Source organism: Streptomyces sp., assembly GCF_031181555.1.
Classification (GTDB): domain Bacteria; phylum Actinomycetota; class Actinomycetes; order Streptomycetales; family Streptomycetaceae; genus Streptomyces; species Streptomyces fimbriatus.
The window spans coordinates 17,269-30,101 of record NZ_JAPSKQ010000074.1 but is presented as its reverse complement, the minus strand read 5'-3'; the positions used below and the strand labels follow the sequence as shown (position 1 = coordinate 30,101).

Here is a 12,833-nt window from a genome sequence, read left to right as displayed (position 1 = left end):
TCACGGCGGAGCAGGAGGCCGCGCGTCCGGTGCAGCCGGAGTCGGCCGCCGAGGCACTGGCCGAGCCCGCGGCCGTCGAGGACGCGGTGGTCCCCGGGCCGGCGACCGAGGCACCGGCTGCCGAGGCCCCGGCCGTCGAGGAGGCCGCGCCCAAGGGCCGTACGCGTCGCCGCGTGACCCGCAAGGTGTCCGCGCCGGCCGGTTCGCCGGCGGGAGCGGAGGCCGCGGTGGTGACGGTGGCCGAGCCCGTGTCCACGGTCGCGGAGGCGCCCGGACCGCAGCCCGAGGAGGAGGCCCCGGCCGCCCCGGCCGAGGCTCCCGCCGAGACCGTGCCCCCGGCCCGCCCGCGCCGCCGCGCGGTGCGCAAGCCCACCACGCCCACCGCGCCCGAGGAGGCGGCCGTCGTGGTCGTCCCGTCGGCCCCGGCGCCCGCCGAGGAGCCCGCGCAGGCATCCGTCGAGGCGCCGCTGGAGGCACCCGGCGAGGAGGGCGCCGAGGAGACGGCTCCGGCCAAGAAGACCGCCCGCAAGGCGGCCAAGAAGGCCACGGCGAAGAAGGCCGCCACGAAGAAGACGGCGGCCACGGCCAAGAAGACCGCCGCCAAGAAGACGACGGCCAAGAAGGCGGCGAAGACCACCAAGGCGGCCGCCACCAAGACGGCGGCGAAGAAGACGACCGCGAAGAAGGCGGCGTCGAAGAAGACCGCGGCGGCGGCCCAGCAGCCGTCGTCCTCGGTCACGGCCGCGACGGAGGACTGACCGGGTCCCGCTCCCGGAGGAGCGGGCGGGGGCCGGGAGCGCGGGGCACCGGGGAACACCGGGCCCCGCGCTCTTCGTCGTGCACCCGCCGCCGGCCGCGGCGCCGCTCCAGGCCTCGGTCTGCCGCCGGTCCCGCACCGACGCGCCCGGGCTGTGGCCCACCGGTCGCCGAAGGCCCGGTTTGACCCCCGGAGGGGCGCACCGTAACCTTGACCGTCGGCGTGTCCATCGGGACCGCCACATCCCCGTAAACCTCTTCCTCCCGGGAACGGCCCGCACGGGCCGCGGCCGGGAGAGGTCGTCCGCGCTCAGCGCAGGGCGGCTGGCCTGCGGGGGTGCCGTTCTTCGAGCGAAAGAGAGATCCGCGTGTACGCCATCGTGCGCAGCGGTGGTCGCCAGCACAAGGTTGCTGTCGGCGACATCGTTGAGGTTGACAAGATTTCCACCGCCAAGGTGGGCGACACGGTCGAGCTCTCGACCCTGCTCGTCGTCGACGGCGACTCCGTGACCAGCGACCCGTGGGTGCTGGCCGGCATCAAGGTCCAGGCCGAGGTCGTGGACCACCACAAGGGCCAGAAGATCGACATTCTGCGCTACAAGAACAAGACCGGCTACCGCCGTCGTCAGGGCCACCGCCAGCAGTACACGGCGATCAAGGTCACTGAGATCCCCACGGCTGCGAAGTAAGGGACTGAGGAGAGATGGCACACAAGAAGGGCGCATCGTCCACCCGGAACGGCCGCGACTCGAACGCCCAGCGGCTCGGCGTGAAGCGCTTCGGCGGTCAGGTCGTGAGCGCGGGTGAGATCCTCGTCCGCCAGCGCGGCACCCACTTCCACCCGGGCGCCGGCGTCGGCCGCGGCGGCGACGACACGCTGTTCGCGCTGCAGGCCGGTGCGGTGGAGTTCGGCACCAGCCGTGGCCGCAAGGTCGTGAACATCGTTCCGGTCGCCTGATCGGAAGCTTGCGCGAGGCGGACCTCACTTCCCCGGCGGGAAGGCGGGTCCGCCTTTCGCGTGTTAGACCAACAACCGATCCGTACTCCTCCGGCCTCCGGCCGGGGGGACCCCCAGGAGGCACCCACCATGACCACCTTCGTGGACCGCGTCGAGCTGCACGTCGCCGCGGGTAGCGGAGGCCACGGCTGTGCCTCCGTCCACCGTGAGAAGTTCAAGCCGCTCGGCGGGCCCGACGGCGGGAACGGCGGACGCGGCGGCGACGTCATCCTCACCGTCGACCAGTCCGTCACCACGCTGCTCGACTACCACCACTCCCCGCACCGCAAGGCCACCAACGGCAAGCCCGGCGAGGGCGGCAACCGGTCCGGCAAGGACGGGCAGGACCTCGTCCTCCCGGTGCCGGACGGGACCGTCGTCCTCGACAAGGCGGGCAACGTCCTCGCCGACCTCGTCGGACACGGGACCTCGTACGTCGCCGCCCAGGGCGGACGCGGCGGGCTCGGGAACGCCGCCCTCGCCTCGGCGCGGCGCAAGGCGCCCGGGTTCGCGCTGCTCGGTGAGCCGGGGGACCTGCGGGACGTCGTCCTGGAGCTGAAGACCGTCGCCGACGTGGCGCTGGTGGGGTACCCGAGTGCGGGCAAGTCGTCCCTCATCTCCGTGCTCAGCGCCGCCAAGCCCAAGATCGCCGACTACCCGTTCACCACGCTGGTGCCGAACCTCGGTGTCGTCACCGCCGGGTCCACCGTCTACACCATCGCCGACGTGCCCGGACTGATCCCGGGTGCCAGCCAGGGCAGGGGGCTCGGGCTGGAGTTCCTGCGGCACGTGGAGCGGTGCAGCGTGCTCGTGCACGTGCTGGACACCGCCACGCTGGAGTCCGACCGCGACCCCGTCTCCGACCTCGACGTCATCGAGGAGGAGCTGCGGCAGTACGGCGGCCTCGACAACCGGCCGCGGATCGTCGTCCTCAACAAGATCGACGTGCCGGACGGCAGGGACCTCGCCGAGATGGTGCGGCCCGACCTGGAGGCGCGCGGTTACCGCGTCTTCGAGGTGTCGGCCGTGGCGCACGTCGGACTGAAGGAGCTGTCGTACGCGCTCGCCGACCTCGTGGCGCAGGCGCGGGCCGCCAAGCCGAAGGAGGAGGCGACGCGGATCGTCATCCGGCCCAAGGCCGTGGACGACGCGGGCTTCACCGTCACCCGCGAGGAGGCCGGCGGGGAGCCGCTGTTCCGCGTGCGCGGTGAGAAGCCCGAACGCTGGGTCCGCCAGACGGACTTCAACAACGACGAGGCCGTCGGCTACCTCGCCGACCGGCTCAACCGCCTCGGTGTCGAGGACGAGTTGATGAAGGCCGGTGCCCGATCCGGCGACGGCGTCGCCATCGGGCCCGAGGACAACGCGGTCGTCTTCGACTGGGAGCCGTCCGTGACGGCCGGCGCGGAGATGCTCGGCCGGCGTGGCGAGGACCACCGGTTCGAGGCGCCCCGCCCGGCCGCCCAGCGGCGACGCGACCGGCAGGCCGAGCGGGACGAGACCGAGCGGGAGTTCGACGACTTCGAGCCCTTCTAGGCCCGGGCGTCGCCCCGCGCTCACCTCTGTGACCCGTCGTGGCAACGGGACGTTCCCGTGCCGCGGCGGGTTTTCTGTTGTCTCCCTGCTTGTCATGAACGCGAATCGTCGCGTTCAGTGCGCGGACCGCCCGGAGGGCGAGCTTCCCCCTGTCCAAGTGGTTTGCGAGGCAGGGGAGTCCGCCGATGACCGGAACAGTTCCGCCCGACCGCCGCCGCGTGCTGACCGCCGGTGCCGCCGTGCTCGGCGCCGCGGCCTCCACCCAGCTGTGGCTGCCGGCCACCGCACGGGCGGCCGAGAAGCCGCTGCCCGACGGGGTGTTCAGCCTCGGCGTCGCCTCGGGCGACCCGCTGCCGGACGGGGTCGTGCTGTGGACCCGGCTCGCCCCGGACCCGCTGAACGGCGGCGGCATGCCCGGCCGCACCGTGCCGGTGGAGTGGCAGGTCGCCGCCGACGCCCGCTTCAGAAGGGTCGTCCGCCGCGGCACCGCACTGGCCCGGTCCACCTACGGGCACAGCGTCCACGTGGACGTGCGCGGGCTGCGGCCGGACACCACGTACTGGTTCCGCTTCCGCGCCGGCGGACAGCTCTCGCGCGTCGGCCGCACCCGGACCGCGCCCGCCCCGCACAGCTCCGGCGGGAAGCTCCGCGTCGCGCTCGCCTCCTGCCAGAACTGGCAGCACGGCTACTTCACGCCGTACGCCGACATGCTGGAGCAGGACCCGGACGTCGTGGTGTTCGTCGGCGACTACATCTACGAGTCCACCCCGTCGGCGACCGGTGTACGGCGTCACGAGGGCACGGGGGAGCCGTACAGCCTGACCCAGTACCGCAACCGGTACGCCCAGTACCGTTCCGACCCCGACCTCGCGGCGATGCACGCGAACGCCCCCTTCGTGGTCAGCTTCGACGACCACGAGGTCGACAACGACTTCGCCGGCGAGATCCCGCAGGACCCCGCCAAGCAGCCGCACGACGCGTTCGTCGACCGGCTGACGGCCGCCTACCAGGCGTACTACGAGCACATGCCGGTGCGCGCCACCGCCGTGCCGGACGGACCGCACATCCGCATGTACCGCCGGCTGGAGTTCGGCCGGCTCGCCCGGCTCAACGTGCTGGACACCCGGCAGTACCGCAGCGACCAGGCCACCAGCCAGGAAGGCGCCCAGGACCCGTCGCGGACCATGCTCGGGGCCGCGCAGAAGCGGTGGCTGGTCGACGGGCTGCGCCACTCGCCCGCCCGCTGGAACCTGATCGCCTCCCAGATCATGATGGCCGAGACGGACCTCCAGGTCGGCCCCGGCAAGCTCTGGTTCTACGACGCCTGGGACGGCTACCAGGCCGAACGCAACGCCCTGCTCAAGGAGTTCCGGCGGGTGCGCAACCCCGTCGTCCTCACCGGCGACCGTCATCTGACGATGATCAGCGACATCAAGGCGGACTTCGCCGATCCGCGTTCCGCGGTCGTGGGCGCCGAGTTCGTCGGCACGTCGATCTCCAGCAACGGCGACCAGGACCAGGCCGCCTTCCGCGCGCAGTGGGACCCGCGGCGCGCGGACAACCCGCACTGGAAGCTGCTCGACGCCCACCGCGGCTACCACCTGTTCGACATCCGCCGCGACCGCATCGACGCGCGCGTGCGGGTCGTCGACACCGTGGTCGCGCCGCGGGCCACGGCGCGCACGCTGGCCGCGCTGCGGGTCGAGGAGGGCCGGCCCGGCGTCCACCTCGCCTGACACCCCCTGACGGCAGGAGCCCGGGACCGGCCCACCACGGTCCCGGGCTCCTGCCATGACGTCCTCGGCGCGTCCGGCCGGGCCGCCTCCTCCCGGCCGAGACCGAAACACCGCAGAATCTTCATAGGAAATTCCCCGGCAATAGGCTGCCGGGGAGCGGTATTCCGGACCCGTGCGCCCCGGAGACCGCCACCGCGCGTCCGTGACCACCCTCGCCGGCACCACGACGGCACCACGCCGCACTCGCGTCACGCACAGCAATCGCCCCACGCCTGTGGAGTTACTCACAGCAATTCGCAGGGCGTCCCGGGAACCGCTGCCGAGCACCAGGAGTCATAGGTGAATGACAGGTTGCGCGCACATTTGCTGCCGAGGTCGCTCACCTTGCACTGCGGTAACCACAAGTGGGACCATTTCGAAGTTCCCTGACGCCCCAAGGTAGGTCACCTGTGTCCCAGCACATAGCCAAGCCCCGTACCACCGCAGTGATCCTGGCCGGCGGTACCGGTCAGCGGGTGGGTCTGTCGATCCCCAAGCAGCTGCTGAAGATCGCCGGCAAGGCAGTCATCGAGCACACCCTGACCACCTTCGAGAAGGCCGACTCGATCGACGAGGTCATCGTGCTGATGGCGCAGGGCTATGTGCCCGACGTCGAGAAGATCGTCGCCAAGGCCGGGTTCACGAAGGTCACCAAGGTCATCGAGGGCGGCTCGACCCGGAACGAGACCACCGAGCGGGCCATCGCCGCGCTCGGCGAGGGCCTGGCCGAGGGCGAGGACCTCAACGTCCTCTTCCACGACGCCGTCCGCCCGCTGCTGTCGCAGCGCGTCATCGACGACTGCGTGGCCGCGCTGGAGCGCTACCAGGCCGTCGACGTGGCCATCCCGTCCGCGGACACCATCATCGTCACGCGCACCCACGGCGAGGACGGCGAGTTCATCACCGAGATCCCGGACCGCTCCCGGCTGCGCCGCGGCCAGACCCCGCAGGCCTTCAAGCTGTCCACGATCAGGCGCGCCTACGAGGTCGCCGCGGGCGACCCGAACTTCCAGGCCACGGACGACTGCTCGGTCGTGCTCAAGTACCTGCCGGACGTGCCGATCCACGTCGTCGCGGGTGACGAGTACAACATGAAGGTCACCCAGCCCGTCGACGTCTTCATCGCCGACAAGCTCTTCCAGCTCGCCTCCACCGCCGCGCCCGAGCAGAACGGCGAGGAGGCCTACCGCAAACTGCTCACCGGCAAGACCCTGGTCGTCTTCGGCGGTTCGTACGGCATCGGCAAGGACATCGCCGAACTCGCCGAGTCCTACGGCGCCACCGTCTACGCGCTCGGCCGCTCCACCACCGGCACCCACGTGGAGAACCCGGAGGAGGTCGACGACGCGCTGTCCAAGGCGTACGCCGAGACCGGCCGCATCGACTACGTCGTCAACACCGCGGGCGTGCTGCGCATAGGCAAGCTCGCCGAGACCGACAACGCCACCATCGAGGAGGCGCTGAAGGTCAACTACCTGGCCCCCGTGCAGATCGCCCGCTCCGCCTACAAGTACCTGGCCGAGACCCAGGGGCAGCTGCTGCTGTACACCTCCAGCAGCTACACCCGCGGACGCGCCGAGTACAGCCTGTACTCCTCGACCAAGGCCGCGATGGTGAACCTCACCCAGGCCCTGTCCGACGAGTGGGCCGGCGACGGCGTCCGCGTCAACTGCATCAACCCGGAGCGCACCGCCACGCCGATGCGCACCAAGGCCTTCGGCCAGGAGCCCGCGGGCAGCCTGCTCTCCTCCGAGGCGGTGGCCCGCACCTCGCTGGACGTGCTGCTGTCGGAGCTCACCGGTCACGTCATCGACGTGCGCCAGCAGGACCCGACCGCGGACGCGGCGCGGGCCTCCGGCTTCGAGCAGGCGCTGGCCTCGGTGCTGGACCGTCAGGACGGCGTGTAATAATCGAGAGCAAATAGACTCCGGCAATTCAGGCCTCTGCGGTCTCCCGTTAACGAAGTTCGTGAACGGGTCTTCGCGGGGGCCTGAATCCGTACCTCCCGAAATACCCACAGGCACAAACCGGCCCTTCCCCTCCCAGAGCAGGTTTCTCCGTGATATCCACCGCTATTCGCGTCGCCCGGGTGGGCAGCGCGGCCGAACTGGCCGCGGCGGCCCTCATGATGCTGGGCTTCCCCTGCCTCATGCTGGCCGCGCTCGTCCCGAGCATTCCCGCCTTCGCGGCCGCGGCCGCCGTGACGTACCTGGCGGACCACTATCTGCACCGCAAGGGCAGCTATCTGATCAACCGCCTCAGCAAGGTGCGGGCGGGCCTGTCGATCCGCTTCCTGATCCGCCAGCTGCTGCTGATCCTGCTGCTGGCCCGCCTCTCCCTCGCGGACAACCTGATCTACTACGGGGCGATCGCCTGCTTCATCGCCTTCTACGGTCTCCAGGCCCCGCACGGCGCGCTGACCACCATGATCCGCAACCGCCGTCGCATGCCGGTCGCCACCCGCAACGTCGACCTGGCCTCCCGCATCCGCATCCCGGACGCCCCGCCGCGCGTGCTGCTGCACCGCGCCGCGGAGAAGATGCTCCACCTCGACCTGGCGGCGGTCGTCGGCATCCTCACCGGCGCCGCCCTGGAGTCGGCCGCCGTCGGCTACGCCGGCATCGGCGTCACGCTGGTCCTGAGCACCCTGTACGTCCTCGCCCTGGTGCCCTGTGTGCGCGGCCGGAAGACCCCGCCGAACGCCGAGAAGGTGCTGGACGCCGTCGACGACTGGCTGCGCGAGTACCGCCCGGAGACCGTGCTGTACTTCTCCGGATCCAAGGACTCCGCCTACCAGGTCAACATGTGGCTGGAGACCATGGAGCAGCTGGACACCCGTCCGCTGATCATCCTGCGCGAGCGGGCCATCCTCAACAACCTGGCCCCCACCACGGTCCCCGTCATCTGCGTGCCCGGAGGGGTGCACCTGATGAACATGGACCTGTCCACGGTGCGGGTCGCGCTGTACGCGGCGAACGTCGGCAAGAACATCCACATGCTGCGCGTGCCCACCATGAAGCACGTCTTCATCGGCCACGGCGACAGCGACAAGCTCGCCAGCGTCAACCCGTTCAGCAAGGTCTACGACGAGGTGTGGACCGCCGGCCGCGCGGGCCGCGACCGCTACGCCATCGCCGACGTCGGCGTCCGCGACGAGGACATCGTGGAGGTCGGCCGCCCGCAGCTGGCCCCGATCCGGACCTGGCAGGGCGTGCCCGGCGACCGCATGCCGACGATCCTGTACGCCCCCACCTGGGAGGGCTGGGACGACAACCCCGGCAACACCTCGATCCTGCTGGCCGGCGAGAACATCGTGAAGAAACTGGTCACGGCCGACCCCGCGGTCCGTGTCCTGTACAAGCCGCACCCCTTCACCGGCACCCGCAGCCCGCAGGCCAAGGCCGCCCACCAGCGGATCACCGCGCTGGTCGAGAAGGCCGCCGCCGAGCGCGCCGCCGACGCGCGCTTCACCGTCGACACCGCCGCACAGACGCAGGCCAGGGCCGAGCTGGCCCGCATCGAGGCCCGGCTGGCCGAGCTGTCCGGCGGCACCGAGAAGGGCGACGAGGCCGAGGCCACCCGCGACGGGCTGATCGACGTGGCCCGGCACGAGGAGATCGCCCGGCTGCGCGCCGAGTGGAACGCCGCGTACTGGCGCTCCTTCCCCGACTGGGAGCACCGCGTCATCACGGGCTCCGAGCCGCGTCTGTACGACTGCTTCAACGTCTCCGACGCGATGGTCTCCGACATCTCCAGCGTGGTGTCCGACTTCATCGCCAGCGGCAAGCCGTACGCGGTCACGGACTCCGCCGAGCTGGGCGTGGAGGAGTTCAAGCGGCAGAACACGGCGGTGCGTGCCGCGGTGATCCTGTCCAACGGCGCGGCCGAACTGGACGCGCTGCTCGACGCGGTCCGCAACCCGGCCGCCGACCCGCTGGCCGAGGACCGGCGGGAGCTCAAGCGCTACCTGCTGGGCCCCGACGAGCCGAAGTCCATCGACCAGTTCAACACCGCGGTCGCGCAGCTCGCGCTGAAGGCCGAGACGCGCAACCTCGGCCAGGAGTCCCGGATCACGGTCGGCGGCCCGGACGTGGAACTGGCGGACGCGCTGCCCGGCCAGCGCACGTCGACGACCGGCGACACGGACGGCATCGCCGCGGGCTGACCGCCCCGCACCCCCCAAAGGGCCCGGCCCTCAGAGGAGCAACTCCTCGGAGGGCCGGGCCCTTTCGCGCATCCGGTGAAGCGGAACGGCGCTTTGTGACGTGAACCACTAAAGCGGCGGGGTGAGGCAACCATCTCTCCCGAACACTCGTCTAGCAGGTAGCGAATGAGGCGATAAGGGGGAAATATTCCATGGCGAGGGGGAAACGTGGCCGTGACGCAGCCTGATGTCACCGTGGTCATCGGGGCGTACGAAGCGATGCCGTACCTGGTCGAGTGCCTCGCCTCCGTGGAGGCACAGACCATCGACCCGGAGCGCATCGAGGTCATCGCGGTCGACGACGGCTCGACCGATGGCACGGGGGAGTGCCTGGAGGAGTTCGCGGACCGTGCGCCCATGCCGGTCACCGTGATCCGGCAGGAGAACTCGGGCGGCCCCAGCGGCCCGCGCAACGTGGGCCTGGGCAAGGCCGCCGGGCGCTACGTCTTCTTCCTGGACGCCGACGACCGGCTGGGCCCCGAGGCCCTGGAGCGGATGGTCGCCATGGCCGACCGGGCCGGCACCGACGTCGTCCTGGGCCGGGTCGAGGGCGTCAACCGCGGTGCGCCGAAGTCCATGTGGGGGAAGACGCTGGAGCGCACCGACGTCTTCTCCTCCAACATCAAGTTCACGCTCAGCGCGCAGAAGCTGTTCCGCCGCGCCTTACTGGACCGGCACGGCATACGGTTCGACGAGTCCCTGTTCACCGGCGAGGACGCGCTGTTCACCATGGAGGCGTACCTGCGGGCGAACGGCGTCTCCGTGATCGCCGATTACACCTGCTACTACCTGGTGGGCCGCGACGACGGCAAGCACGTGACCAAGAGCGGCGGTTACACCCTGCGCTTCGACTCCGCCCGCGCCCTGATGAACCTGATCGCCGACCTCGTCCCCGAGGGGCCCCGGCGCGACCAGCTCATGGTGCGGCCCTTCACCGTCACGCTGCTGCCGCAGTTCGGCCCCCGGTTCCTCAAGGACGGCGACGAGGTCCGGCGGCGCAAACTGGAGCTGGCGAAGCCGCTGATGGACGTCCACTGGACCAGGGGCGTGGCCGAGCGGCTGAAGGTCGAGGAGCGGCTGCGGCTGCACCTGGTGGCCGAACAGCGACTCGAACTCCTCACGGACGTCCTGGAGTTCGTACGGGCGAAGAAGCAGGCGCCGGCCCTGCTGGAGAGGCGGGGCCGCCGCGTCTACCTCGTCTACCCGCACTTCCGGGACCGCGCGGCGGGCATCCCCGACTCCGTCTACCTCGCCTCCCCCCGCGAGGCCCGCGCCTTCCCCGGCTACCGTGAGGACGGCGCCGGCTCCCTGCTGCGCCGCGCGGCCCGCAGGGCCCGGCGGATGCTGACCTCCTCCGGCGGGGTCACGCCGGGCGGGACGGCCGCGGCGGCGTGAGCGGGGCGGGCCCCGGGACGCGGCCGGCCCCGACCGGAGCCTCCCGGCGCTGACCGGGCAGCTCCGCGGCGGGCCGCCGTGCCGCACGCGCCCTGTGCTCCAGCGCCGCCGCACACAGGGCGCGTACGGCCGCGCCGAAGCGCTCCTGGGACGCCGGCTCGGCCGGACCCAGCAGACGCAGCTTCAACTCTGCGCGCGCCTCGGCCAGTTCGTCCTTCTCCGGGTGCCGGACCGACTCCAGCAGGGCCGGTACCCCGGCCGCGTCCGGCGTCAGCACGGCCGCCGCCGCGACCGTCGGGAACGCCGCGCGGAACGCCTCCTCGGACAGGGCGCCGGTGTTCACCACCGCGTAGGGCTTCCCGCTCGCCAGGAAGTCGCTGATCACACTCGAGACGTCGCTGATCAGCAGGTCGGCGACGTTGAAGCAGGCGTACAGCGCGGGGCGGACGCCCTCGACGACCTGGTGCTCCCCCTCCGGCAGCGACGCCCAGTACGCCTCCTCCCAGGCCGCCGTCGTCCGCGCCACCGCCTCGGCCCGGCCCGGCTCCGGGGCGCTCTGGACGAGCATCCGCTCGACCTGGTCGGCACCCGCCCGGAACGCGGCCGCGGTGAGCCGGTCCAACTCCGCGGTGAGCCGGCCGAGTTCCGCCGGCGGCGCGGGGCGCGGCCCGGACCGCTCCCGGCCGGCCGCCCGGATCAGCTCACGGATGCGCCGGTCGGCGGCGCCCGCCCGCGGGTCCACCGAGCCGGTCAGCGGGTGCGGTTTGTACAGCAGCCGCACCCCGGGGTCCGCGAGCAGCGCCCGCACGAGGTTCTCGCCGGCCGCGATCACCGACGTGTTGCCCGGGTTGCCGTCCCAGCCCTCCCAGGTCGGCGCGTACAGCACGGTGACGTACGGCCCGGCCGGCGGGCCCGCGTACGGCCGCACGGCGTCCAGTTGCGGGCGGCCGATCTCCACCACGTCCTTGTCCTCGACCCCGACCTCGGCCAGCGCGTACCGCTCGCGCGCCGCCGGGCCGGCCACCCACACCTCGTCGTACGCCTTCGCGTACGGGTTGCAGGAGGACAGCTTGTCGCTCTCGCCGTGGTTGACGAAGGTGTGCTTGATCGTGGGGATGCGCAGCACCTGGGAGGTCTTGCCGGAGTTCGACGGGTGGATGAGGACCTGGAGCGTGGACTGCTCGAGCCGCATCAGCGTGGACACCTTCGGCAGGCACACGATCGGGATGTCGGTCGCCGCGATCCTCGGCACCATGAACCGCTCGCGCAGGACGACGACCGGCCGGCCCTCCAGCCTGGCCAGCGGTTCCAGCCACATGTTGGCCTGGTAGGCGGAGGAGGGGCCGCCGGAGAAGTACAGGCCGACCGTCGGCCGGTAGTCGGCCAGCCACGCGTCGAACCAGTCGAGCACCTCCTGCTCGCTCGCCGGGCGCCGGCCGGGCAGCAGCCGCAGCAGCAGCGCGCCCAGCCCCGCCAGCGCCAGCACCAGCGACAGCCCGACACCGGCCGCCGCGCACCGGGGCTCGTCGGTCACCGCCGTCGCCGCCATCCCGGCCGTCGCGGGCAGGCCGAACACCAGCAGCCGGTGGCCGGGGCGGCGCAGCAGCGCGGCCGGGGCGGGGGACAGGCGCAGCGCGGAGGCGTCGATGTTCCGGGTCAGCACGGGCAGCGTGCGGGTGCGGCGCACCAGCACGGACACCGCCTGGACCGCGCAGTGCAGGGCGTAGAAGACGAGCAGCCCGGCGACGAGCGGCGCGTACTGCGTCTCCCGGTCCTGTTCCCCGAGCCGCAGCAGGCCCACCAGCAGCAGCAGGTCCCGCAGCACGTGGCGGACGGTGATGTCCGCGTGCGCCTTGGCGAACAGCGACAGCACGCCGGGCTGCCACCGGTACAGCGCTCCCTCGGCCGCCAGGGACACGGCGGTCGCGGCGAGCAGCAGCGGGATGTGCGGGCGCAGCGCCGCGACGGCCTGCGCCAGGAAGGCGGCGGCCAGAGCGGCCGTCACGAGCGCCTTGGCCAGGACGGGACGGCTGGGCGGCGGGGGCGAGGAGCGGCGTCGGTGGATCCTCGCCGTGAACCGCCGGCGGGACAGGGGTGCGGGCACTGCGGTCACTCCAGGTTCGTCGGGGGACGGGCGCCCGGGTTAACGCGCGCCGACCTCCGGACGACA

At 72.0% G+C, this 12,833-nt stretch carries 8 protein-coding genes and 1 pseudogene; 8 read left to right on the top strand and 1 reads right to left on the bottom strand.

From position 1 onward, the window contains the following. From RIM90_RS17005 to RIM90_RS16970, 8 genes and pseudogenes are all read left to right on the top strand, one after another. Positions 1-758, top strand: a pseudogene (locus RIM90_RS17005) (ribonuclease E/G); the annotation flags it as partial. 366 nt (positions 759-1,124) lie between these two features. After that, positions 1,125-1,445, top strand: coding sequence for a 50S ribosomal protein L21 (rplU, locus tag RIM90_RS17000; RefSeq protein WP_004001309.1), 321 nt, complete (start codon positions 1,125-1,127; stop codon positions 1,443-1,445). Positions 1,446-1,459: 14 nt separating this feature from the next. Next, positions 1,460-1,714 (top strand): 50S ribosomal protein L27, encoded by a 255-nt coding sequence (gene rpmA, locus RIM90_RS16995; RefSeq protein WP_004988181.1) that lies wholly within the window; start codon positions 1,460-1,462, stop codon positions 1,712-1,714. Positions 1,715-1,843: 129 nt separating this feature from the next. Next, entirely contained in the window at positions 1,844-3,289 is a 1,446-nt protein-coding gene (gene obgE, locus RIM90_RS16990; RefSeq protein ID WP_309061550.1) for a GTPase ObgE, read from the top strand. A gap of 185 nt (positions 3,290-3,474) precedes the next feature. Continuing rightward, positions 3,475-5,025: an alkaline phosphatase D family protein gene (locus RIM90_RS16985; protein ID WP_309061549.1), complete on the top strand. Its 1,551-nt coding sequence runs from the start codon at positions 3,475-3,477 to the stop codon at positions 5,023-5,025. Positions 5,026-5,474: 449 nt separating this feature from the next. After that, entirely contained in the window at positions 5,475-6,971 is a 1,497-nt protein-coding gene (locus RIM90_RS16980) for a bifunctional cytidylyltransferase/SDR family oxidoreductase (protein WP_309061548.1), read from the top strand. A gap of 182 nt (positions 6,972-7,153) precedes the next feature. Further along, a complete protein-coding gene (locus tag RIM90_RS16975) occupies positions 7,154-9,229 on the top strand; it encodes a hypothetical protein (RefSeq protein ID WP_309061555.1) in 2,076 nt (691 codons plus the stop codon). A 207-nt stretch (positions 9,230-9,436) separates the two neighbouring features. After that, positions 9,437-10,663 (top strand): glycosyltransferase family 2 protein, encoded by a 1,227-nt coding sequence (locus RIM90_RS16970; protein ID WP_309061547.1) that lies wholly within the window; start codon positions 9,437-9,439, stop codon positions 10,661-10,663. Here RIM90_RS16970 and RIM90_RS16965 read toward each other — a convergent pair. Beyond that, the gene (locus RIM90_RS16965; protein ID WP_375165461.1) at positions 10,632-12,767 is read right to left on the bottom strand and encodes a hypothetical protein; all 2,136 of its coding nucleotides are present in this window, start codon (positions 12,765-12,767) and stop codon (positions 10,632-10,634) included. The genes RIM90_RS16970 and RIM90_RS16965 overlap by 32 nt on opposite strands. Positions 12,768-12,833 lie beyond the last annotated feature (66 nt).

What these genes read in the sequence shown, in the direction of transcription:
- obgE (WP_309061550.1), top strand. Translation starts at nt 1,844, where the DNA reads ATGACCACCTTCGTGGACCGCGTCGAGCTGCACGTCGCCGCGGGTAGC.
- rpmA (WP_004988181.1), top strand. Translation starts at nt 1,460, where the DNA reads ATGGCACACAAGAAGGGCGCATCGTCCACCCGGAACGGCCGCGACTCG.
- RIM90_RS16985 (WP_309061549.1), top strand. Translation starts at nt 3,475, where the DNA reads ATGACCGGAACAGTTCCGCCCGACCGCCGCCGCGTGCTGACCGCCGGT.